The 23,749-nt window shown below is 60.7% G+C and carries 22 protein-coding genes; 14 read left to right on the top strand and 8 right to left on the bottom strand.

Translation table 11 applies throughout. The features are described from left to right. Positions 1–105 precede the first annotated feature (105 nt). A complete protein-coding gene (locus tag ACXJKE_RS22050) occupies positions 106–612 on the bottom strand; it encodes a disulfide bond formation protein B (protein WP_457282726.1) in 507 nt (168 codons plus the stop codon). A 246-nt stretch (positions 613–858) separates the two neighbouring features. On the opposite strand from ACXJKE_RS22050, the gene ACXJKE_RS22045 reads away from it, so the two are divergent. The 5 genes from ACXJKE_RS22045 (at position 859) to ACXJKE_RS22025 (ending at position 3,625) form a co-directional block, all read left to right on the top strand. Further along, positions 859–1,269 carry a VOC family protein gene (locus ACXJKE_RS22045; RefSeq protein WP_457282725.1) on the top strand — a complete coding sequence of 137 codons (411 nt, stop codon included), beginning with the start codon at positions 859–861 and terminating at the stop codon, positions 1,267–1,269. Positions 1,270–1,356: 87 nt separating this feature from the next. Further along, positions 1,357–1,632, top strand: coding sequence for a DUF2277 domain-containing protein (locus tag ACXJKE_RS22040; RefSeq protein ID WP_457282724.1), 276 nt, complete (start codon positions 1,357–1,359; stop codon positions 1,630–1,632). A gap of 168 nt (positions 1,633–1,800) precedes the next feature. Continuing rightward, positions 1,801–2,286, top strand: coding sequence for a low molecular weight protein tyrosine phosphatase family protein (locus ACXJKE_RS22035; protein WP_457282723.1), 486 nt, complete (start codon positions 1,801–1,803; stop codon positions 2,284–2,286). Positions 2,287–2,292: 6 nt separating this feature from the next. Beyond that, positions 2,293–2,730 carry a T6SS immunity protein Tdi1 domain-containing protein gene (locus ACXJKE_RS22030; protein WP_457282722.1) on the top strand — a complete coding sequence of 146 codons (438 nt, stop codon included), beginning with the start codon at positions 2,293–2,295 and terminating at the stop codon, positions 2,728–2,730. Between the two features lie 364 nt (positions 2,731–3,094). Beyond that, positions 3,095–3,625 carry a hypothetical protein gene (locus ACXJKE_RS22025; RefSeq protein ID WP_457282721.1) on the top strand — a complete coding sequence of 177 codons (531 nt, stop codon included), beginning with the start codon at positions 3,095–3,097 and terminating at the stop codon, positions 3,623–3,625. A gap of 8 nt (positions 3,626–3,633) precedes the next feature. Here ACXJKE_RS22025 and ACXJKE_RS22020 read toward each other — a convergent pair whose 3' ends face one another. The 7 genes from ACXJKE_RS22020 to ACXJKE_RS21990 all read right to left on the bottom strand — a co-directional run bounded on the left by ACXJKE_RS22020 (position 3,634) and on the right by ACXJKE_RS21990 (position 10,387). Beyond that, complete coding sequence (locus tag ACXJKE_RS22020) at positions 3,634–4,722, bottom strand: sulfate/molybdate ABC transporter ATP-binding protein (RefSeq protein ID WP_457282720.1); 1,089 nt, start codon at positions 4,720–4,722, stop codon at positions 3,634–3,636. An 11-nt stretch (positions 4,723–4,733) separates the two neighbouring features. Further along, on the bottom strand, positions 4,734–5,744 hold the full coding sequence (gene cysW / locus ACXJKE_RS22015; protein ID WP_457282719.1) for a sulfate ABC transporter permease subunit CysW: 1,011 nt from the start codon (positions 5,742–5,744) through the stop codon (positions 4,734–4,736). After that, positions 5,741–6,634 carry a sulfate ABC transporter permease subunit CysT gene (cysT, locus tag ACXJKE_RS22010; RefSeq protein WP_457282718.1) on the bottom strand — a complete coding sequence of 298 codons (894 nt, stop codon included), beginning with the start codon at positions 6,632–6,634 and terminating at the stop codon, positions 5,741–5,743. The genes cysW and cysT overlap by 4 nt, the downstream gene beginning before the upstream one ends. A gap of 11 nt (positions 6,635–6,645) precedes the next feature. Beyond that, the gene (locus ACXJKE_RS22005) at positions 6,646–7,653 is read right to left on the bottom strand and encodes a sulfate ABC transporter substrate-binding protein (protein WP_457282717.1); all 1,008 of its coding nucleotides are present in this window, start codon (positions 7,651–7,653) and stop codon (positions 6,646–6,648) included. Beyond that, on the bottom strand, positions 7,650–8,249 hold the full coding sequence (locus ACXJKE_RS22000) for an RBBP9/YdeN family alpha/beta hydrolase (protein ID WP_457282716.1): 600 nt from the start codon (positions 8,247–8,249) through the stop codon (positions 7,650–7,652). The genes ACXJKE_RS22005 and ACXJKE_RS22000 overlap by 4 nt, the downstream gene beginning before the upstream one ends. A gap of 167 nt (positions 8,250–8,416) precedes the next feature. Further along, a complete protein-coding gene (locus ACXJKE_RS21995) occupies positions 8,417–9,067 on the bottom strand; it encodes a peroxiredoxin (protein WP_457282715.1) in 651 nt (216 codons plus the stop codon). A 387-nt stretch (positions 9,068–9,454) separates the two neighbouring features. Further along, complete coding sequence (locus ACXJKE_RS21990) at positions 9,455–10,387, bottom strand: LysR family transcriptional regulator (protein ID WP_457282714.1); 933 nt, start codon at positions 10,385–10,387, stop codon at positions 9,455–9,457. 168 nt (positions 10,388–10,555) lie between these two features. Between ACXJKE_RS21990 and ACXJKE_RS21985 the strand changes: the two genes are divergently transcribed. The 9 genes from ACXJKE_RS21985 to ACXJKE_RS21945 all read left to right on the top strand — a co-directional run. Further along, complete coding sequence (locus tag ACXJKE_RS21985) at positions 10,556–12,067, top strand: ABC transporter substrate-binding protein (RefSeq protein WP_457282795.1); 1,512 nt, start codon at positions 10,556–10,558, stop codon at positions 12,065–12,067. 76 nt (positions 12,068–12,143) lie between these two features. Beyond that, positions 12,144–13,061, top strand: coding sequence for an ABC transporter permease (locus tag ACXJKE_RS21980; protein WP_457282713.1), 918 nt, complete (start codon positions 12,144–12,146; stop codon positions 13,059–13,061). 9 nt (positions 13,062–13,070) lie between these two features. After that, a complete protein-coding gene (locus tag ACXJKE_RS21975; protein WP_457282712.1) occupies positions 13,071–13,982 on the top strand; it encodes an ABC transporter permease in 912 nt (303 codons plus the stop codon). A 12-nt stretch (positions 13,983–13,994) separates the two neighbouring features. Next, positions 13,995–14,981 carry an ABC transporter ATP-binding protein gene (locus ACXJKE_RS21970; RefSeq protein ID WP_457282711.1) on the top strand — a complete coding sequence of 329 codons (987 nt, stop codon included), beginning with the start codon at positions 13,995–13,997 and terminating at the stop codon, positions 14,979–14,981. Further along, on the top strand, positions 14,978–15,838 hold the full coding sequence (locus ACXJKE_RS21965; protein ID WP_457282710.1) for an ATP-binding cassette domain-containing protein: 861 nt from the start codon (positions 14,978–14,980) through the stop codon (positions 15,836–15,838). The genes ACXJKE_RS21970 and ACXJKE_RS21965 overlap by 4 nt, the downstream gene beginning before the upstream one ends. A gap of 55 nt (positions 15,839–15,893) precedes the next feature. Further along, positions 15,894–17,297: a M20 family metallopeptidase gene (locus ACXJKE_RS21960; RefSeq protein ID WP_457282709.1), complete on the top strand. Its 1,404-nt coding sequence runs from the start codon at positions 15,894–15,896 to the stop codon at positions 17,295–17,297. Continuing rightward, entirely contained in the window at positions 17,294–18,481 is a 1,188-nt protein-coding gene (locus ACXJKE_RS21955) for a M20 family metallopeptidase (protein WP_457282708.1), read from the top strand. Before ACXJKE_RS21960 ends, ACXJKE_RS21955 begins: the two co-directional genes overlap by 4 nt. An 852-nt stretch (positions 18,482–19,333) precedes the next feature. Continuing rightward, complete coding sequence (locus ACXJKE_RS21950; protein ID WP_457282707.1) at positions 19,334–20,194, top strand: hypothetical protein; 861 nt, start codon at positions 19,334–19,336, stop codon at positions 20,192–20,194. Between the two features lie 43 nt (positions 20,195–20,237). Beyond that, on the top strand, positions 20,238–23,749 hold a 3,512-nt coding region (locus tag ACXJKE_RS21945), incomplete at its 3' end, for a calcium-binding protein (RefSeq protein ID WP_457282706.1).

The raw sequence follows: 23,749 nt of genomic DNA, 5'->3' as shown, positions 1-23,749 counted from the left end.
GTGAAAAATTACATGCTTCGGCTATGGGTGCGTCGCTGCGGCCCTCAAGCTCGCAGCATGAGCTGGCCGGGGGCAATGCGCCGCCAAACTGGCGATGTGGTCGATTCAGCGCTTGCGCGCCTGGCGTGCGATCAGCAGCAAGCCCACGACCGCAATAGCCACAAAACACAGGAAAGACCAGTTGGCAATCGAGCCGCCCAGAAAGGTCCAGTCGATCTTGGTGCAGTCGCCGCTGCCCTTGAAGATCATGGGAATGGCGCGTTTGAGCGGAAAGGTTTCAATCATTCCGTAAAAGTCGCGGCCGCAAGAGGCAATTTCAGGCGGATACCACTGCAGGAAACTTTGGCGCGCCGCCACAAAAGCACCAAAACCCGAGAGCAGCACCATCAGGCCTGAACCGGCGATCAGCAGGCCCCGGCTTTTGGCGATGGCCGTCACGCCCGCCACCACCGCCACCAGCACCAGCGCATACCGCTGCACGATGCACATCGGGCAAGGCTCCAGGCCTACCACGTGCTGCAGGTACAGGCCAAAAGCCAGCATGGCCACGCAGGCCACGGCGATCAGCGCCAGCATGCGGCGCGGCATGGCGTCGAAATACGTCAAAAACATCAGGGAGCCCTCTTTTTTCTGGATGAATTATGAATTGTCCAGGGGTTCGGGCGTTTGGTGCCGGATAAGTTCCCTTCGGCGATACATGCAGGGCAGATTCTTCGCCGCTTACCCATCCCTGTCGCTCCCGCCCCCTGGTCCCCTCTCGCCCTAATTTGCCAGCGTTTGTCCTACAGATGGGCAACCCCGGCGGGCGTAGATTTTCAGGACGTCAGTTTTTTTGAAGATCCCAGAAAGGACCCCATGATGGAAATACACCGAGGACGACTCATCGACCATGTTCACCTGCGCGCCCATGACCTCACGGCCAGCAAGCGCTTTTACCGCGCTGTGCTGAAGTCACTGAACAAAGAAAGTGCCATCCAGGAAGCCGACGACCATTTCTCAGGCGACGAGTTGTGGATAGACCAGGCCGACGGCCCCACCTCGCATGTTCATCTGGCTTTCCGGGCCAAAGACCACGCAGAGGTCAAAGCCTTCTACGAAGCCGCCCTGGCCGCAGGCGGCACCGACAACGGCGCGCCAGGCGAACGCAAATACCACCCCGGCTACTACGCCGCCTTTGTGCTGGACCCGGACGGCAACAACATCGAAGCGGTGTACCACGGGCCTTTTGTGGCGTCGGCTGAGTCGGTGGTGATCAAGCCTGCGGAGTAGATAAAACCAAGACGGGCGAAGGGGTTGCGGCTGGCGGCAAAATGCACTTTGGAATGATTTCCAAGTCTTTTGCTTCAAGGAGCTGCCATGTGCCGCAACATCAAGACCCTGTTCAACTTCGAGCCGCCGGCCACGGAGCTGGAAATCCGCGACGCTTCGCTGCAGTTTGTGAGGAAGCTCAGCGGGTTCAGCGTGCCCTCCAAGGCGAACGAAGCCGCATTCGATCGCGCTGTGGAAGAGGTGGCAGCCTCTGCGCGGGTTCTCATCCGCTCACTGGTGACCAATGCCGAGCCTCGCAACCGGGAGGTGGAAGCAGAACGGGTGCGTGCCAGGTCGGCGCTGAGGTTTGGCGCGAGTCAGTAAACGAGGCGCTCTTTTCAAGGTCTCAGCTCATACCGCTGGAATCAGCTCCGGCCGCACGGTAGCGTCTATCACGATGGTGGCTCAGCTTCCCATTGGGTTGGCTGGAGGCTCGTCGCTCCATAAAAAGACTGATATAAATCAGCTCTACAAAAACAAGTATGAGCGCGCATGACGACCAAAGACGATTTGCCGAGGGAGAAACGCTGGAAAGACCTGTACATCCGGTCAAAGAAAGTTGCGCGTGCAGAGCAATTGGGCCTCGATTACCCTCGCACAACTGCAAAGCAACTTGTGCAGAAGGAAGAAACCGCCCGCAGCACTGAACGCCTGAAGGTATTGTTCGTTTGCAGCCGTAATCAATGGCGAAGCCCGACAGCAGAACAACTCTGGCGCAAACACCCCCAACTGGTAACTCGCTCGGGTGGTACGAGCCCTAATGCGCGCCATACGGTTTCAGTCGATGACATCCGTTGGGCTGACGTGGTTCTCGTCATGGAAGAAAAACACAAATCAAGACTGACCTCGGAGTTCACACGACTGCTTGACGGCAAATCTGTTCATGTTCTTGATATCCCTGACGACTACAAGTTCATGGACAAGGAACTGATAGAAATGCTCGAGCAATGTGTTCCAAGCATCCTTGGCATCGAGTGACAGACGATGGATCTACTCGAGGAGATCAAGGAGTCCTGGTACTGGGTTGGTCTCGATCCACTACAGCTTGTCGCCGAAAATGACTTTGGCAATCTACTGATAAAGGATCATTCAGGTCGCTACTGGCGCCTATGCCCCGAGGACTGTTATTGCGAAATCGTGGCTTGGGATGAAGCTTCTTACGACACGCTCGTCAATGATCCGGAGTTCAAGAAAGACTGGTTGATGGCAGCTCTGGTCAGGATTGCGAATGAAAAGCATGGCCCTCTCGTTGACGGGCGTAAATACTGTCTGGTGGTGCCTGGAATCCTGGGCGGGGCTTACGACATTTCCAATATCAAAACTGCCCCACTGTCCGAGATTGTGAGACGGTCCGGCGACCTTTCAAGGCAAATACGGGATTTGCCGGACGGTGCCAAGATCCGGTTAAAAGTGGTTGATTAGAGGTCGCATCGGAAGAGTCCACAGCGCCCCTCCACAAACACCTTCGCCTTGCGCGGCGTCACCACCAGCATGTCGCCTTCGCGCAACCGTTGCGGCGCCTCTTCGACATCACAAAACCCAGATAGAGCCTGTCAGTTGATGATTTTTCAGGCACAGTGATGCCTGAATGTGCTCTCACCATTTATCCGACAAGGGAAACTTGAGCGGCGACTTTGGCAAAATCAATGCCGGCTCATTTATTCAACATAGTGGGTCAACTCCATGTCAGTAAACAGTTTTTTCAAGTTTGGCGCGCCGTTTTATTTCGCAGGCCGCCACGTTATTCTGCGGTTTTGCGGGATATATCAGAGTTAGGCGTCGCAGAATGCGCTTCCGCACTTTTCTTGTGACTGGAGTTGAAGTCCTCGAGCTTGGAGGGCAGCACTGGCAAAGCAATGCCTGGCCTCCAGAACACTGGCGAGAACATAAGGGTCGCTTTCGCTTGTTCACGATAGCGATCGATGAGCAACTTTCCAGCGCGCTGAAGTCCAAGAACTACGGCGGTCTTGTCGAAGGAATTGTTGTAGCTCTTGAAGTCGCCTCCTTTGACCAATGGCCAGAGACCACGTTCACGAAGATAAACACGCCTCCTTCGTTCAAAACCAAGAGTAGAGACCTTTGGTGCTATGCCAAGCTCGACTGGATGAGTATTCAGAACCTCACCCTCAAGCAGCAATTCAAGGCGTACACCGAAGCAGTCATCGAAGCACTTGATCGAATCAACATCGCCAAGCGCAAGCCCAAGGGATTTCTCGCAGAGGATTGCTCAAAAGATCTGCGTCATATCCTGGGAACCTTGAAAGCGTCAACTCTCACACGGTCCGGTCGACTCAAGGATGACGCGAGCAATGCCTAATTCAGGCGTTACCCCTCCACAAACACCCTCGCCTTGCGCGGCGTCACCACCAGCATGTCGCCTTCACGCAAACCCATCTCGGCAAATTGCTGCGAAGTCATCTGGGCCTCGATGATCGAATCGCCCGAGACATTGCCCTTTTGTTCGTAGCCTTCGGCGGGAATCAGTTCCAGCCGCGCGATCGGGCCGATCACGATGGCGCGTTCCAGGTGGGCGACGATGCCTTCGGCGCCCGGTGCATAGCGCTGCACGTCCAGGTCGTGCGGGCGCACATAGGCAAAGGCTTTGGCGTCCTGGGCGCCGGCGTGTTCGGGTGAATTGAGGCGCAGGCCTTCGAGCTGGACTTCGCCTTCGTGGGCGCGGCCGTGGAACAGGTTCACGTCACCGAGGAAGCCGTACACAAACGGGCTGGCCGGGTGGTCCCACACCTCCTGTGGCGAACCAATCTGCTCGACCTTGCCTTGGTTCATCAGCACCACGCGGTCGGCAACCTCCAGCGCTTCTTCCTGGTCGTGCGTCACAAAAATGCTGGTGACATGCAGGTCGTCGTGCAGGCGGCGCAGCCAGCGGCGCAGCTCCTTGCGCACCTTGGCGTCGAGCGCGCCGAAGGGTTCGTCGAGCAGCAGCACCTTGGGCTCCACCGCCAGCGCGCGCGCCAGGGCAATGCGCTGGCGCTGCCCGCCCGAAAGCTGCGATGGAAAGCGCTCGGCAAGCCAGTCGAGCTGCACCAGGTTGAGCAGCGAATGCACTTTTTCCTTGATCTGCGCTTCGCTGGGCCGCTGGCCGCGCGGCTTGACGCGCAGGCCGAAAGCCACGTTTTCAAAGACGGTCATGTGGCGGAACAAGGCGTAGTGCTGAAAGACAAAACCGACCTGGCGCTCGCGCACATGCACGTCGGTGGTGTCTTCGCCGCTGAAGAGGATGCTGCCGCGGTCGGGGGTTTCCAGCCCGGCAATGATGCGCAGCAGCGTGGTCTTGCCGCAGCCCGAGGGACCAAGCAAGGCGACCAGTTCGCCCGATTGAATGTCCAGGCTGACGTCGCCCAGTGCCTGGAAGTCGCCAAAATGTTTGCTGACGTTGCGGATTTCGATGCTCATGATGTTTTCCTTTAGCGAGCGGCTGCCACGGCGGCCCCGTCAACGGGAGTCCGTGGACGCTCCGGCGGCAAATCAGCCGCGGCTTTCATTTCTGCTTCGTGGCGCCATTCGGCCACCGACTTGATGACCAGGGTGACCAGCGCGAGGATGGCCAGCAGCGACGCCACGGCGAAGGCAGCCACCGACTGGTATTCGTTGTACAGAATTTCCACATGCAGCGGCAACGTGTTGGTCTGCCCGCGGATGTGGCCCGACACCACCGACACCGCGCCAAACTCTCCCATGGCCCGTGCGTTGCACAAAATCACGCCATACACCAGGCCCCACTTGATGTTGGGCAGGGTCACATGCCAGAAGGTTTGCCAGCCGGTAGCGCCCAGCACGATGGCGGCCTGCTCTTCGTCGTTGCCCTGCGCCTGCATCAGCGGAATCAGCTCACGCGCGATGAACGGAAACGTCACGAACACGGTGGCCAGCACAATGCCGGGCACGGCAAAGATGATCTTGATGTCATGCGCCAGCAGCCACGGCCCGAACCAGCCCTGCGCACCGAAGATCAGCACGTAGATCAGGCCAGCCACCACGGGCGACACGGAAAACGGCAAGTCCACCAGCGTCGTCAACACCGACTTGCCGCGGAATTCGTACTTGGCAATGGCCCAGGCCGCGGCCACGCCAAATACCAGGTTCAGCGGCACGGCAATCGCCGCGGCAATCAAGGTGAGCTTGATGGCCGACCAGGCGTCGGGCTCCTGCAGCGCGGCAATGTAGGCGCCAAAGCCCTTGCGCAGGCCTTCGGTGAACACGGCGGCCAGCGGCAGGATCAAAAACAGGAACACAAACAGCAACGCCACCGTGATCAAGGTGTAGCGCACCCAGCGTGCTTCGGTGGTGCCGGCGGTGACACGGCGTTTAATGGAGGAGGAAGCAGTCGAGCGCAGCGAAGGGCCGCCCCGAGCAAGCTCAGCCCCCTCGGGGGGCAGCGCAGTACGCGAAGCGACAAGCGTGGGGGCCTGTTTCATGCTGGGGCTCCCGCGTTTCGGCGCTGCCAGGCCTGCAAGCCGTTAATGACCAGCAAGAGCACGAACGACACCAGCAGCATCACCACTGCCACGGCCGTTGCGCCGGCGTAGTCATACTGCTCCAGCTTGCCAATGATGATGAGCGGCGTGATTTCAGAAATCATGGGCATGTTGCCGGCGATGAAAATGACCGAACCGTATTCGCCAATCGCCCGCGCAAAAGCCATGGCAAAACCGGTGAGCAGCGCCGGCGTGATGTGCGGCAGGATGACCTTGGTGAAAATCTGCAGGCGCGTGGCGCCCAGCGAGGTGGCGGCTTCTTCGAGTTCCTTCTCGGCGTCTTCCAGCACCGGCTGCACCGTGCGCACCACAAACGGCAGGCCGATGAAAATCAAAGCGATCACCACACCGGCCGGCGTGAAGGCCAGCTTGATGCCCATGGGTTCGAGGTACTGGCCGATCCAGCCGTTGCCGGCCAGCAAAGCCGTGAGCGAAATACCGGCCACGGCAGTGGGCAAGGCAAACGGCAGGTCCACCAGCGCATCGACGATTTTTTTGCCCGGAAATTTGTAGCGCACCAGCACCCAGGCCAGCAGCAGGCCAAACACCAGGTTGACGAGCGCGGCGATCAGCGATGCCCCAAACGTGAGCCGGTAAGACGCCAGCACGCGCGGCGACGTCACCGCTGTGACGAACTGGTCCCAGCTCAGCGTGAACGTTTTGAAAAACAGCGCCGAGATCGGAATCAGCACGATCAGGCTGAGGTACAGGACGGTATAGCCCAGCGTGAGGCGGAAACCGGGCAGCACGCGTTTTGCGGCGCGTTTGCTACCCGCAGGAACACCCGGCACCACCGCGGAAGGCGGCGCCACAGAAGACAAGGCAGTCATGGTGGTGCGGCTTACTTGACGGTGTAGAGCTTGTCGAACTGGCCGCCGTCGTTGAAGTGCACTTTTTGCGCTTCACCGAGGCTGCCGAAGACGTCTTGCACCGTGAAGAGCTGCAGCGGCTTGAAGGTGCTGGCGTATTTTTTCAGGATGGCCTGTGAGCGCGGACGCAATGCATGGCGTGCGGCGATTTCCTGGCCTTCGTCTGAATAGAGGTAGTTCAGGTAGGCCTTGGCCAGATCGGCCGTGCCCTTCTTGGCCACGGTGCGCTCTACCACCGCCACCGGGTTTTCCGCCACGATGCTGATGGACGGGTAGACCGCGTCCACCTTGCCTTCGCCAAACTCCTTGTTCACCGACAACACTTCGGACTCAAACGTAATCAGCACGTCGCCAATATTGCGTTGCAGGAACACGGTGGTCGCGTCGCGCCCGCCCTTGCCCAGCACCGGCACGTTTTTGTAGAGCTTGCCGACGAACTCGGCGGCCTGCGCATCGGTGGCGCCCTTTTTCTTGGCGTAACCCCAGGCGGCCAGATAGGCGTAGCGGCCATTGCCGCCGGTTTTCGGGTTCACCAGAATCACCTGGATGCCGGGCTTGACGAGGTCGTCCCAGTCCTTGATGCCCTTGGGGTTGCCGTTGCGCACCAGGAACAGCATGGTCGACGTGGTGGGCGATGCATTGTCCGGAAACTTCTTCGTCCAGTCTTTGACGACCACGCCGGCGCCGGCCAGGAAGTCGACGTCGGTCGAGGTGTTCATGGTCACCACATCAGCATCCAGGCCGTCGGCTACCGAGCGTGCGATGGCGCTGGAGCCGCCGTGCGACTGGTCAATCTTGATGTCTTTGCCTGCGGTCTTTTTGTAGTGGGCAATGAAAGCGGCGTTGTATTCCTTGTAAAACTCGCGCGCCACGTCATACGAGCCATTGAGAAGCGTTTGTGCCGAAGCCGTGCCGGAGAACGAAGCGCCCGCGGCCAGTGCCAGCGTTGCAAGCGCGATTTTTATTTTTGAAGAAGTCATGCCGTTTCCAGGGATCCAAAAGAAGAAGACGAAGAATTTGCCGAAGAAGAAAAGTCAAGACGGGGCGCCGTCAGCGATGCATCACCTGCCAGCGACTGCAACAGCGCAATGCCCAGCGGCCATTCGCCGTGGCCCGACTCCACATTGATGTGGCCGGCGTCCTGCATGCGCACAAATTCGCTGCCCCAGGCGCGGGCATAGGCACCGGCCAGGCGCACCGGGCAATACGGGTCGTTGCTGCTGGCCACCAGCACGCTGCGGTAAGGCAGCTTCTGGTAGGGCACGGGCGCAAAGTCGCTCAGCACGGCACGGCGCTCCGGGTCTGCCGGCGCCACCAGCAAGGCGCCATGAATGCGCTCTGCCGCCTCCGGCGGCAGATGCGTCGTCGCAATGCAGCCCAGGCTGTGCGCCACGATCACGACCGGCTCGTCCTGCAGCACGATGGTGTTGGCCAGCGACGCGACCCAGGCCTTGCGCGAAGGCGTGATCCAGTCGTCCTGGCGCACGCGCACCGCATTGCTCAGGCGTTCGGCCCACAGGCTTTGCCAGTGGCCGGGGCCCGAGTCACGCCAGCCAGGGACGATGATGAAACGCAAAATGGTGATCCTCAGCGGGTTTCAAGCAAGTGAGCCACGCCAGGCGCCACCGCAGGCAACGACGTTGCCGTTTGCAAGCCGGGGCCGCGGAACCGGCTTTGCCGGGCCGCAGGCGCAGCGCCCCCTCGGGGGGCAGCGCAGTACACGCAGTGACAAGCGTGGGGGCATCATTTATTCGGTTGCGGCGTGACGCGCAGATAAGGCTTGATGGCCTTGAAACCTTTGGGGAAACGCTGGGCAAGTTCAGCCGGGTCTTGCAGGCTGGGCACGATGATCACGTCGTCGCCGTCTTTCCAGTTCACCGGCGTGGCCACCTTGTAGCCGTCGGTCAGCTGCAGCGAGTCGATGACGCGCAGGATCTCGTCGAAGTTGCGGCCCGTGCTGGCGGGGTAGGTAAACGTGGTGCGGATGGCCTTTTTCGGGTCAATGATGAACACGCTGCGCACGGTGGCCGTGGGGCCGGTGCTCAGGGCGTTCGGGTGAATCATGTCGTACAGGTTAGCCACCTTGCGGTCGGCATCGGCCAGGATGGGGAAATTCACCGTGGTGTTTTGCGTCTCGTTGATGTCGTTGACCCACTTGCCGTGGGATTCCAGCGCATCCACGCTGATGGCGATTGGTTTGACGTTGCGTTTGGCAAATTCACCGCCCAGGGCCGCGGTTTTGCCCAGTTCGGTGGTGCAGACGGGTGTGAAATCTGCTGGGTGCGAAAACAGCACCACCCAGGAATCGCCTGCCCACTGGTGAAAGGAAATCTTGCCGGCGGTGGAGTCCTGGGTGAAATCGGGGGCGGTGTCGCCGAGTCTGAGAGTGGTCATGCTGTGCTCCTTGATTGCTGATCAAAGCATTGTGGGGAGCAAGCGTTAAAACTCAAAAGAATATATCGCTCTTAATTTATCTCAATAATCGAATAACGATTCGAGGAATTGGTGTTTTCGGTGCTATGTTTTTGATAGCTTCTGGCGCATGCTGTTATTGGGCTAGCGGCTATTTTTGTGCTTGATAGCCGTGCCGGAACCAGCCTGGCAGCATCAAAACACAGCCCAACCATCCTCGCCCAAGGTGTTTTTGAGGCATTTTCAAGTATAAAAACGGCCTCCAGCCCAATAACAACATGCGCGAGCAGCTATGTTATTGATAGCAATTCGGCACAGAGTTCTTGTGGCACCGACCTGCAGCGGCAAGCCTTCCCGGCAATTGGCAGCTCAGGCCGGTGAACCCGACAGCTCTGTTTTCAGATGCGCCAGAAAGGCCTGCGCCGCCCGCGACAGCGTGCGGCCCGTCGCCGTTTGCACTTCCACATTGCGCAAATCCAGGCCACGGTCACGCAGGCGTATGCACGCAAACTCGCCGCGCTGGACCTTGTAGCGGACCGATATTTCGCCCGCAATGGTGACGCTTTCCGGGTAATGGCGCAAAAAGTCGTTCAGGCTGGTGATGTAGTTGCTGGTCAGCACCGGCGACACGGTCAGGCCCTGCAGGCTGCAGGCGATGTCAAACAGCTGGCGCACGGTGGTGTTTGCTTCCGGCAGCACGATCGGGTAGACCAGCAGCTGCTTCAGGTTGATCTGTTTGAACTGGGTCAGCGGGTGGTCAAAGCGCATGGCCGCCATCACCGGCGACGGCTGCACGTGCTCTACCTGGATGCCGCTTTCGGGAGTCCGGCTCATGGTGAGGCCGATGTCGGCATCCCCATGCAGGACGCGGCGTGAGCATTCCGCCGGGGGGTGCGCACCCAGGTGAAACTGGATGCCGGGATGCGTCTTCATGAAGTCGCTGATGGCCTTGGGCAGGAACTCCATTGCAAAACCTTCGGTGCAGGCCAGGCGCACCCGCCCGCGCTGCATGCCTTGCAGCGCCTGGATCTCATGCACCACACGCTCCGAGTCGTGTGCCGATTTGAGCGCGTGCACGGCCAGCATCTCCCCGGCGGCGCTGGGCACCATGCCCCTGGGATGGCGGTCAAAAAGCGTTGCGCCCAGCAGGTCTTCCAGGTGCGCGATATGGCGGCTGATGGCCGACCCCGCCACATTCAGGCGCTGGGAGGCTTCGCTGATGGAGCCGCAGCGCACGACCTCCAGGAAGTAGCGCAGCGCGGTGTCCTGCAATTGACGGGCAACCTGGGGAGAAAGGGTCATGGGCGTCGGGTGATGGCGGAGCTGCCAGAGCATTGCCGATTTGGCAACGCAATCATACATATTCTCTAATGCATGGAATGGTCTTTCGGTCTGGTTCTTGCGCAGAATGAGCCGTCTCCACTCCCCACGCCATGACGAAGGACTTTTATGAAGCAATTTTTCACCACGATGGTGCGTCAAAGTTTTGTGCTTGCGGCTTTCGGTGCCGGCCTGACTGCAGCCCATGCAGGCAAAGCCAACGACACCCTGGTTTACGCCTCGGACAGCGAGGTTGAGAACGTCAGCCCGTACCACAACAACATGCGTGAAGGCGTGATCCTGGCCAACCTGGCCTGGGACACGCTGGTCTACCGGGACCCCAAAACCGGTGAGTTCAAACCCCAGCTGGCCACCGCCTGGAAATGGGAATCCGCCACCGCGTTGCTGGTCACCCTGCGCCAGGGTGTCACCTTCCACAACGGTGACAAGTTCAGTGCCGACGATGTGGCCTACACCTTCAATGTGGTCACGGCGCCGGAGGCCAAAATCGCCACGCGCCAGAACACGGGCTGGATCAAAAACGTCGAAAAGCTCGGCGACTACCAGGTCCGCATCAATTTGAAGGCGCCGTTTCCGGCCGCGATGGACTACCTGGCCGGGCCCACGCCGATCTACCCCGCCGCTTACATGAAGAAGGTGGGCCTGGAGGGCTACAGCAAGGCGCCCATTGGCACCGGTGCCTACAAGATCACCGCCGTGGTGCCAGGCCAGGGCGTGACCATGGTGAAGAACACGGCCTACTTCAAGGACAGTCCGGCGGGCCAGCCGAATATCGGCACGGTGAAGTTTGTGGTGATCCGCGACCCGGAAGCGCGCGTGGCCCAGCTGATGACGGGCGCGGTGGACTGGATCTGGCGCGTGCCGTCCGACCAGGCAGAGTCGCTCAAGTCCAGGCCCAACACCACCGTGCTGAGCGGTGAAACCATGCGGGTGGGTTTCATGTCGATCAACAGCAACGGCACCACGCCGGAAGCCCTGCCCTTCAAGGACATTCGTGTACGCCAGGCCGTCAACCACGCCATCAACCGCAAGGGCCTGGCCGACAGCCTGGTGCGCGGCGGCAGCCAGCCGGTGTATTCGCCGTGCTTTCGCACCCAGTTCGGCTGCGAAACTGAAAAAGAGGTGAAGTACACCTACGACCCGGCCAAGGCCAAGGCACTGCTGGCGGCCGCGGGTTACCCCAACGGCTTCGACACCGACCTGTGGGCTTACCGCGAGCGTGAATATGCCGAAGCCATGGTGGGCGACCTGCGCAAGGTGGGCATACGCGCACGCCTGCATTTTGTGCAGTACCCGGTGCTGCGCACCGAAATCTACTCGGGCCGCGCGCCGCTGACCTTCCAGTCCTGGGGATCGTTTTCCATCAACGATGCGTCCGCGTTTGTCGGCAACTACTTTGAAGGCGGCCCGGACGACACGGCCAAAGACCCGCAGGTGATTGCACTGCTGAAAACCGCCGACAGCACGGTTGACAAGACCGAGCGCAAGAAGAAATATGCGCAGGCCCTGCAGCGCATCAGCGAGCAGGCCTACATGGCGCCCATGTTCTCCTACTCCACCAACTACGCCTTCACGCCGGACCTCAAATTCACGGCGCATGCGGACGAGCTGCCACGCTTCATCCAGGCCAGCTGGAAGTAGCCACGATGGCCCGGCCGTGCGCCGCATGGCTGGGCTGACCCGCGCAGTCCGCTAACGCAACAACCGGGGCATTCCCATGCTGCAATACATATTCCGCCGCTTTCTGGTGGCCCTGAGCGTCATGCTCACGGTGGCCGTCGTCAGTTTCATGCTGCTGCACCTTTCCGGCGACCTGGCGGCCTCCATCGCCGGTGCCGAGGCAAACGCCGCAGCCGTCGAGGAAGTGCGCGTCCAGTACGGCCTGAACCGCCCCATCACCACCCAGTTTTTTGACTGGCTGTGGGGCGCGCTGCACCTGGACTTCGGGCGTTCGTTCTTCTTCCAGAACACCGTGATGGAACTCATCGGCGAGCGCCTGCCCATCACGCTCAAGCTGGGTGCCGTGTCCCTGCTGCTGGCGGTGTCGGTGGCGATTCCGCTGGGCGTGCTGGCCGCCGTCTACCGCGACACCTGGATAGACCGGCTGGCCTTGATGGTGGCGGTGGTCGGCCAGGCCATGCCCAACTTCTGGTTTGCGCTAACGCTGATCCTGCTCTTCGCTGTCGGGCTGCACTGGTTGCCCGTTGCGGGCAACACCACCTGGCAGCACTTTGTGCTGCCGGCCATTGCGCTGGGCTACTACGCCATGCCGTCGCTGATGCGCCTGACGCGCGCAGGCATGCTCGACGTGCTGGGCGCGGACTACATCCGCACTGCGCGCGCCAAGGGCCTGAGCCCGGCACGCGTGGTGTTCAAGCACGCCTTGCGCAACGCCATCATTCCGGTTGTCGCCCTTGCGGCCGTGGAGCTGGGCTTCATGCTGGGCGGCTCGGTCGTCATTGAATCGGTCTATTCCATGCAGGGCCTGGGCCAGCTCGCCTGGGACTCCATTTCGCGCAACGACTACCCCGTGGTGCAGGCCGTGGTGCTGATCATCGCCGTGTTCTACATCGGGCTGACATTCCTGGCCGATGTCTTCAACGCCGCGCTCGACCCCCGCATGCGCACACGCTAGGACATCACCATGAACGCACCTTCCCTGACCGTTTCCGCCGCGCCGGCGCTGCCGCTGCCGCCCGTCCCCGCCTGGCGCCGCAGCCTGCGGCGTGTGCTGGGCCACCGCGGCATGACGCTGGGCAGCATCCTGCTGGGCCTGGCCGTGGTGGCCGCCCTGTTCGCGCCCTGGCTCAGCCCGCATGACCCGTATGCGCAAGACGTGACCCAGCGCCTGATCCCGCCGTTCTGGCACGACAAGGGCAGCTGGGAACACGTCTTCGGCACCGACAAGCTCGGCCGCGACTATCTGAGCCGCCTTTTGTACGGCGCCCGCGTATCGCTGGGCATCGGGCTGGTCGCGGCACTGGTGTCCGGGCTGATCGGCACCACCATGGGCGTGCTGGCGGGCTATTTCGGCGGCCGCGTCGACGCCGTGGTCAGCTACATCATCACCACCCGGCTGGCCATGCCGGTGGTGCTGGTGGCGCTGGCCACAGCTTCCCTCATCGGCGGCTCATTGCAGGTGGTCATCATCCTGCTGGGCCTGTTGCTGTGGGACCGCTTCGCCATCGTCACGCGCTCGGCCACGCAGCAGCTGCGCGACGCCGAATTCATCGCCGCCGCCAAGGCGCTCGGCGCGTCCACGCCCTACATCCTGGTGCGCGAACTGCTGCCCAACCTGATGGGCCCGCTGACCGTGGTGGCCACGCTCGAGATGGCGCACGCGATCTTGCTGGAATCCACCCTCTCCTTCCTGGGCCTGGGCGTGCAGCCGCCCACGCCGTCGTGGGGGCTGATGGTGGCCGAAGGGAAGGCCTACATGTTCTTCCAGCCCTGGGTCATCCTGGTGCCCGGGGTGGTGCTGGCCCTGCTGGTGCTGGCCATCAACCTGGTGGGCGACGGCCTGCGTGACCTGACCGCGCCCGACGGCCGCAACTGAAAGGGAACCCCCATGGACATTTTGCTGGACGTGAAAAACCTGCGCGTCGACCTGCCGACACCGGGCGGCATGCTGCACGCCGTGCGCGGCATCGACTTCCAGGTGCGGCGCGGGGAAATGCTGTGCCTGGTCGGCGAGTCCGGCTGTGGCAAGTCGATGACGTCGCTTGCGCTGATGGGCCTGCTGCCGCGCAAGGCCGTGCGCACCGCCGACCACATCCGCTTCGGCGGTGTGGACCTGCAGGGACTGCCCGAGCGGGAAATGTCCGCGCTGCGCGGCTCGCGCATGGCGATGATTTTCCAGGAGCCGATGACGGCGCTGAACCCGTCGTACACGCTGGGCGACCAGCTGTGCGAGGCGCTGCGCGCACACCGCAAGGTCAGCATGGCCGAGGCGCGTGAGCGTGCGCTGTACCTGCTCGAACGCGCGGGCGTTCCGCAAGCCGCAGACCGTTTGCGGCAGTACCCGCACCAGCTATCGGGCGGCCTGCGCCAGCGCGTGGTGATTGCCATGGCCCTGATGTGCGAGCCGGACCTGATCATTGCCGACGAACCCACCACCGCGCTGGACGTCACCATCCAGGCGCAGATCCTTAGACTGATCCGTGAGCTGCAAAAAGAGTTCGGCACCGCGGTGGTCTTCATCACACACGACCTCGGCGTGGTGGCGCGCATCGCAGACCGCGTGGCCGTGATGTATGCGGGCGAAGTGGTGGAAACCGCGCCGGTGGCCGAACTGTTCGCCCACCCCGCCCATCCCTACACCCGCGGGCTGCTCAACTGCATTCCGGTACGCGGCAAGACCCTGCCCGGCAGCCGCCTGCAGGCGATCCCCGGCGTGGTGCCCAGCCTGGTGGGCAAGGTAGAGGGCTGTGCCTTTGCCAACCGCTGCAGCCAGGTACAGGCAGGCTGCGCCAACACCCCGCCCTATGTGGCGCTGGACGCGGAGCATGCCGTGCGCTGCGTCGCGGCTTCACCCTTGCTGGCGGAGGCCGCATGAACCCCACCACCCCTTTGGCAACGCCCCCGGGCGGCAGCGAAGACATTGCGCTGGAGCTGTGCGCGCTCAGCCGCGTCTTCAAACTCAAGCGCGGGCTGTTCACGGCGCCCGGTGAAATCAGGGCGGTGAATAACGTCTCGCTTCGCATCCGCAAGGGCGAAACCCTGGGCCTGGTCGGGGAGTCCGGCTGCGGCAAAAGCACCCTGGCCAAGATGCTGCTGGGCTTGCTGCCGCCCACCTCCGGCAATGTGCTGGTCAACGGCAAGGAAGTCGACAGCAGCCAGCGCCGCGCCCTGGCGCGCCACATCCAGCCCATTTTTCAGGACCCGTATTCATCACTGAACCCACGCCGCACGGTGGCAGGCATTGTCGGGGTGCCCCTGGCCCTGCACAAAGTGGGCACTGCACAGGAACAGCAGCGCAAGGTGCGCGAGATGCTCGACCTGGTCGGCATGCCCGAGCGCACGCACAGCCAGTACCCCAACCAGCTTTCGGGTGGGCAGCGCCAGCGCGTGGCGATTGCGCGGGCACTGGTGCTGCGCCCCGACATCCTGATCTGCGACGAACCGACATCGGCGCTCGACGTGTCGGTGCAGGCGCAAATCCTGAACCTGCTGATGGACCTGAAGGCCGAGTTCGGGCTGACCTACTTCTTTATCAGCCACGACCTGGGTGTGGTCGAACACCTGGTGGACCGCGTGGCCGTGATGCACCGCGGTGCCATCGTTGAGCTGGGCACGCGCGAACAGGTCTTTGCCCGGCCCGAGCACCCCTACACCCGCATGCTGCTGGCCTCGGCCCTCACGCCCGAGCCCGGGCTGGGCGTGCCGGACATTGCCGCCGAAGCCATCGGCTGACGTTTTACCTCTCCATTTCAACCGCGCAATTTCCCTTCAATTTCAAGGACCTCTCATGAGCCGTACCCAAGCCGTGGCCCAGACCCTCGCCTGTTTCGACGACGGGCGTTTCCAGCAAACGCTGGACCGACGCGTTGCCTACAAAACCGAAAGCCAGGACGCCGCCAGCGGCCCCATCCTGCACGCCTATCTACAAAACGAAATCACGCCCAAGCTCACGGAGCTGGGTTTTGCCTGCCGCATCGTCGACAACCCGGTGCCGGGCAAAAGCCCTTTCCTGCTGGCCGAGCGCATCGAGCCCGGCGCCGCCTTCACCATGCTGACCTACGGCCACGGCGACGTGGTGCGCGGCTACGATGCCCAGTGGCGTGAAGGCCTGAGCCCATGGAAGATCGTGGTGGACGGCAACCGCTGGTACGGCCGCGGCACCGCCGACAACAAGGGGCAGCACACCATCAACCTGACCGCGCTGGAACAGGTGCTGGCCGTGCGCAGCGGGCGCCTGGGCTACAACGTGAAAATCATCCTGGAAATGGGTGAAGAAGACGGCTCACCGGGCCTGAACGAGGTCTGTGCCCTGCACCGCGATGCGCTGGCGGCCGACCTGTTCCTGGCCTCCGACGGCCCGCGTGTGTCGGCTTCGCGCGCCACGCTGTTTCTCGGCTCGCGCGGCGTTTTCAACTTCGACCTGCACCTCAAGCTGCGCGACGGTGGCCACCATTCGGGCAACTGGGGCGGCCTTTTGCGCAACCCCGGCATCCGCCTGGCCCACGCGATTGCCAGCCTGGTGGACGCCCGCGGCCGCATCCTGGTGCCCGGCCTGCTGCCCACCGCCATTCCGGCCAGCGTGCGCACCGCGCTGCAGGACATCGAGGTCGGCGGCGGCCCGAACGATCCCGAGATCGATCCCGACTGGGGCGAGCCAGGCCTCTCGCCGGCCGAGCGCGTGATCGGCTGGAACAGCCTGGAGGTGCTGGCCTTCACCACCGGCAACCCGGCCATGCCAGTGCATGCCATTCCGGCCGAGGCACGCGCGCACTGCCACATGCGTTATGTGGTGGGCAGCGACCCGGCGAGTTTTCTGGCGCACATCCGCAAGCACTTGCTGGCCCACGGCTTTGACGATGTGGAAGTGCGCGGCACCGACGTGAACATGGCCGCCACCCGCCTGGACCCCGACAACGCCTGGGTGCGCTGGGGCATGGCTTCCATCGAGCGCAGCACCGGCCGCCGCCCGGCCCTGCTGCCCAACCTCGGCGGCTCGCTGCCGAACGACGTGTTTTCTGAAACGCTGGGCCTGCCCACGCTGTGGGTGCCGCATTCGTACCCCGCCTGCTCCCAGCACGCCCCCAATGAACACATCCTGGTGGACACCACCCGTGAGTCGCTGCAGATCATGGCCGGCATGTTCTGGGACCTGGCCGAAGAAGGCGCCGGCGTGATGCAGGAATGCGCATGAGTGCCGCGATGGCCACCGCGATGACCGCCGTACAAGCGCCAGGCTGCGCCGCCACCGAATGGCTGGCCGGCCAGCGCCCCGCCATGCAGGCGGCCCTGGCCACGCTGGTCGACATCGACTCCAGCAGCCACGACAAGCCGGGCACCGACCGCGTGGCCCAGGCCATGGCAGGCTGGCTGCAAACCGCGGGCATCAGCGCCGAACACCGCGGTGATGTCGCCGAGGGTGACGTGCTGCTGGCCCGACTGCCGGGCGCGCAAGCAGCGGCAGCGCCGGTGGTGTTAATGGGCCACCGCGACACCGTGTTCCCCACCGGCACCGTGGCCCAGCGCCCCTGGCGCGTGGACGGCGAGCGCGGCTACGGCCCCGGCGTGTCCGACATGAAGTCCGGCCTGGTGCTGCAATGCTTTGTGATGATGGCGCTGCAAAAACTGCCGCCGTTGCCCTTCCCGGTGCTGGGCCTTTTCACGGCCGACGAAGAAATCGGCTCGCAGAACGGCCGCATCGCCATCGAAACCCATGCGCGCGGCGCGCGAGCGGTCTTCAACTCAGAGCCCGGCCGCGTCAGCGGCAACCTGGTCACCGAGCGCAAGGGCGGCGCCACCTTTTTGATTGAAGTCACCGGCCGCGCCGCCCACTCGGGCATGAACCACGCCGACGGCGCCAGCGCCATCGGCGCCCTGGCGCAACTGGTCACCGCGTTGCACGCGTTAACCGATTACAGCTGCGGCATCACCACCAATGTAGGTTTGATCAGCGGCGGCATGTCGACCAACACCGTGGCGCCAGCCGCGCAAGCCAAGCTGGACGTGCGCTTTCGCACCCTGCCCGAGCGCGAAGCGGTGTTCGCCAGCATCCACGCCCTGGCCGCCGCACCCGGTGTGCCGGGCACCACCATCCGCATCACACAGATGTCGGAGTCGCTGCCCCTGGAACCCGAAGCCAGCAGCGACCTGATGCGGCGATACAAAACGAGCGCGGCCGAAGTCGGTTTCGATGTTGCCGGAGAAGCCACGGGCGGTTGTTCCGACGCGGGCTTCACCGCCTCGCTGGGCATTCCCACGCTGTGCGGCGTTGGCCCAGTGGGCGCCAAGGCGCATACCGATAACGAATACTGCTGTCTCGATACGTTGGTGCCGCGTGCGCAGGCGCTGGTCAAAACAGTGTTGAGCCTGGCGGCTTGAACTGGCTGGCCGCGGCGATGTGACAAGCAACGGGTCAACGCAAGTGCTCCTGTTTTTATAGCTGCTCGCGCTCGCCTCTATTGGCTTGCAGCCATATTTACCATGAGAAATTGGGCTTTCAGCGGCTGACTACCGGCCCCGCCAGCGTTAAGAATGGGCATTGAGGCATCTGCCCACGACTGGTTGTAAGTAACGTAGAGATGGAGTGATCCCCTCGGGTCAGACTTCAGCGCAACTCAACAAGGTGATGAAAGATTTTGTGGCGACCTAACGATGGACGCCATTTGCTTCTGCGCTCAATTCTCTCGAAAAGGCGCCGTCTGCTCTAAGCGGCCGCGGTGTGGGCTGTTCATGTTCAGTTGTTGTGCCGTAGGTGAATTTTCACTATCGCGTGTAGGTTACCTCTGCCCGGTCCGCACCAAGCCGCTTGATTAAAACGTTTGCTGAACTTCCTCTGCGCTAACTAATGAAAACGACTTGTGGCGGCCAGACGACGAGTGCGATTTAATTTGGTTTGCCGGAGCCGTTCAACCTAAACTGACAATGGCACTAATTTTCATCATCAGCACAAATACTGCTTTTTGATGATCTCAAGATATGCCCTGACGCTAACCAAAACGGTACTAGTCAAGCACAGAACTTAAAACCTTGACAGAGATCACATCGCCGTATTGGCAGCGGTATGCAATGGATGGATTATTTACATAAATAGAAATTAAACTTCTTTAGGTTCTCGCTAAATCTGCATTCGCGTTCTCTCTGCCTCCGCCTCTCCCGATGGCGTGCCGTGAATGAGCTAGCCGTTGAACGACTTCATACCTTTATAACTACGCTATCGAAAGCTCAAAACGAATGACTGCTGTATCGGGAAATTGGTCAAATCACACCGCCAAGTTTCAACGCTTAAATATAGCGGTGTTGGTCCTTGCTGGTGCATTGGGATTCCTGTCAACCAATAGCTATGCATTAGATACATTGAATCCCTTGTCGCCATCGGCCATGGAGGCAACCCGGGTGGCCCCGCGCGATATAGTGGGTGATCTGGGCGGTGTGCCGGTAACTATTCCGCGCCACTTTGCAAATTACGTGGAATACGAAGGCGATCCTGGCTGGGGCGGGAAGCGGCAGGGGCCAAGGCCCCTGCGCACCCATCAGTCCAAGCTGATCAGCTTTGGCTACTACACACGGTTTCCAGATATGGCGGGGCAGTCTAGTGCAGAACTGATAGAGGACAAAGCTGGCCATCCAGCCTCTAAAACCTCGTGGATTAGCGTTGGCATTTCCACAGGAACAGATTATCCAGGCGACCAATTCCTGGATCGGCAAGTAGCAGCAATCGGCAATTCAGCGAACACTCTCAAATATGAAAAGTACGAAGAGCTTCCAGCAAAGCAATACGGTTTAAAGGTATACGCCGCCACCGGAATGAACCCTAAGACGGGCACACCGCATAGAGAGGACAGAGACGCGCGTGATCTTTTTGTAMACGCTGATAAAGCAGGCAGCGTCGACACCTATATCAATTGCAGCAACCGACGTGTTTCGGCTCCGCCTTGCGAACACACCTTTAGTCTTGCACCTCATATGAGAGCAAAGGTCTATATTGTTTACCGTCGCAGTCAATTGGCGAACTGGCGAGAGATTCAGGAGGCAGTTAGCCGGCAAATCCTGGGCTTCAAAGCCGTGTCCGCTGCGACCTCAGCGAAACCCTAGTCTGTGATCGCTATCACTTCTCAACAATCAAATAAGCATTTCCATGGCACAAGCAATTTCTAGTCAACAGCTCAGTCAGTACATCGGCCAAATTCAAACGGGTGGAGTCGAGCAGGCACGACTGATTTACGACGTCTTGAACACGCAGGGGTATGGCTACGCTGGCTGGGCTGCAGGCGTGGCTCGCGGAGACTCAATTACCGGTATATCCGCTTTAAATTATTTGCAAGGCACAGCAATGATGGGCCTGGGTGGTGAGGCCTGCCGCAACTTAACGCAAACGCAGATTGACGGGATTCGCGTAGATATGGCTATAGGCTATTTACAAACCTTACAGGATATAGCTTTGCAATCTGGTGGCTCGGTAAGTCGTGATGTCCGCTACAAGGAAACAGAAAAATTCCATGAAATAGCTTTTCAGAATAACGGCCTCACCCTCGACAACTGGACCCTAAAAACACCTATGGACATAGCCACCCAAACATTGGGTGAAGATCAAGTGGAAGAAATTTGGGAAAAGCTTCGCCGGACCGGCGGGACGGGATTTAATTCAGTTGTTGAGAGCACTTGGTTGTTGACACGTGTGGGTAAAGCCATGTCTTCGTCCGATCCTGCAACGGCGCAGAAAGCGAAAGACTGGATGGACAAGGTTCCCGGCCCTGCAAACTGGGACCAAATTAAGAGATTCCTCGATATTGTTGGAAGTCAATTCAGTGGGATTGGTGACATCGACTACGACATCAATGGCAACGTCAATTCCAATTTCACCTCCGCTCGCAATCTTGTCATCCGCCGAGATCCGCTGGTTCTGGACCTTGACGGCGATGGCCTCGAATTGGCAGGCGCCAGCGGTGCGACCCTCTTCGACCACAACGCAGACGGCATCAAAACCGGCACCGGCTGGGCCAGACCCGATGACGGTTTTTTGGTGCGCGACCTCAACGGCAATGGCACCATAGACACTGGCCGGGAGCTCTTTGGCGTAGACACCATCAAGAGCAATAGCACGTTGGCCACAGATGGCTTCGATGCCTTGCGTGACCTGGACGCCAATGGCGATGGCTTTATCACCAGTGCAGATGCCGCATTTAGCGAACTCAAGATTTGGCAAGACGCCAATCAGGACGGCATTACCCAGAGCGGTGAGCTCAAGACCCTGACTGAGCTCAACATCACCAGCATTGGCGTCAACGGCAGCAGCACGGGTCCACAAGCGGGACAGGTGATCAACAACAACACCGTGGCCCTGAGCGCCACCTTTACCCAGAACGGCCAGACGCATACTGTTGGTGCGATCGACCTTGAAACCAATAATTTCTTTACCGAGTTCCCGCCGGAAGTGGTGGACGAGGCCGGTAACCCTGTTCCCATCACCGCGCAAGCCCAGGCATTGCCGCAGATGAATGGTTCCGGCATGGTGCGCAATTTGCAGGCGGCGGCCAGCCTGAGCGCAGACCTTGCTACGCGTCTGGAGACTTTTGCGGCCGCCACCACACGTGATGCCCAGCGTGCTCAGCTTGATACCTTGATATCTGCGTGGGCAGACACCTCTGGTTTCTCACACGGATTGGCGGTGGGCTACAACGCTGGCACAACGTATAACTTGCCACCGGGCATTACCGTTGCCCAGTACCGGAATCTCATTTACGTGCTTGAAGCCTTCAACGGCAGCAGGTTTTATGGCGACGAAACAGGCGGCCCGCGGCCGGCAGGTTTTGCGATTCTGAGTCACCAGCCCACCGAAACAGGCAATGTGGTGTATGAATACATCATCAGCCCGCCGCCACAACAGCTGGCTTTGTTGCAGCAGGCGTACGATGCGCTGAAGGAAAGTGTGTACTCCGCACTTGTTGTTCAGACGCGGTTGAAGCCCTACCTCGACAGCATTGAGCTGGCGATTGATGAGACCGGCGTTCATTTCGACACCACCGTTGCGCGGGCCATGGCCAATACCCGGGCTGCGAGTGACACGTACAACACAGCCATCGATCTGGTTGAACTGCACAAGTACGCCTCCGCCACGGTTAAAGGAGTGGGCTGGGAACCCTATTTCACGCTCCAGAGCATTCTTGAAAACAACACCAACACGCCCGAAATCCAGGTCATGCTTGCAGCGGAGCATGTCGCTGTACTGGGAAGCGGCGATACCAACCACGCGGTGCAGGACAACGCAAACTGGGCGGTGGTTGGCAGTGCCGGCGCCAACGTGATTTCTGGCGGCGGAGGCAACGACGAGTTGTACGGCGGCGCCGGCAATGACACCATCAATGGCGGTGCGGGCGTTAACCTGCTGGATGGCGGTGACGGTGACGACGTGCTGTACGCCGACCAAACCTCTACCTCCAACACCCTGATCGGTGGCGCCGGTAATGACACGCTGAGCGCGTTTTACTACGGCCCGAACAACAACGTGTTTGAAGGCGGAACCGGTGATGACAACATCGTCGGCACGTGCTTTACAGACACCTACAAATTCAACCTGGGCGACGGCCACGACACCATCCAGGAAAATCAGTCAATCAGCCCCACGCCAGTCGACAAATTGATCTTTGGTGCAGGCATACTGGTCAGCGACATCAGCAGCTACCGGGTGGGCAACGACATGGTCTTTGCCCATGTCAATGGCACCGACAAGATTACGGTCATCGGCTGGTTTGCCAATTCCGGTTACCAGATCGAGCGGGTCGAGTTTGCTGACGGGACGGTGTGGAATTCGGCTGACCTGACGGTTGCAGGCCTGATCGTCACCGGCACGGCCGGCGACGACGTCATGACCGGCACCCCCATGGGCGATACCTTGCTTGGCATGGGCGGTAACGACACCATTACCGGTGCTGCCGGCACAAACATTCTGGACGGTGGTGATGGCGACGACGTGCTGTACGGAGAGCAAAACTCCACATCCAACACCCTGATTGGCGGTGCGGGGAATGACACGATGAGTGTCTTCTACTATGGCCCCGGCAACAATGTATTTGAGGGCGGTACGGGCAACGACACCATCACTGGCGGCTGCTTTGTGGACACCTACAAATTCAATCTGGGTGATGGCCAAGACACCATCACCGAGAACCAGTCGACGGGCCCCACACCAATCGACAAGCTGGTCTTTGGCGCCAACATACAGGCTGGCGACATCAGCAGCTACCGGGTAGGTAACGACATGGTCTTTGCCCATGTCAATGGCACCGACAAGATTACGGTCATCGGCTGGTTTGCCAATTCCGGTTACCAGATCGAACGGGTCGAATTTTCGGATGGAACAATCTGGAATTCGGCCGACCTGACGACTGCGGGACTCATCGTGACCGGCACCACCGGTGACGACGTCATGACCGGCACGGTCATGGATGACATTCTTCACGGTGGCGCCGGCAACGACGACATCCGCGGGGGCGCAGGCGTGAACATCCTCGACGGCGGTGACGGCGATGACGTGCTGTACGGCGAGCAAAGCTCCACCTCCAACACCCTGATTGGCGGCGCAGGCAATGACACCTTGAGTGCCTTCTACTACGGCCCGAACAACAACGTGTTTGAGGGCGGTACAGGCGG

Source organism: Polaromonas sp. P5_D5 (assembly GCF_054049435.1).
The sequence above is the reverse complement of the archived record's forward strand: the minus strand, read 5'-3'. Positions and strand labels throughout refer to the sequence as shown.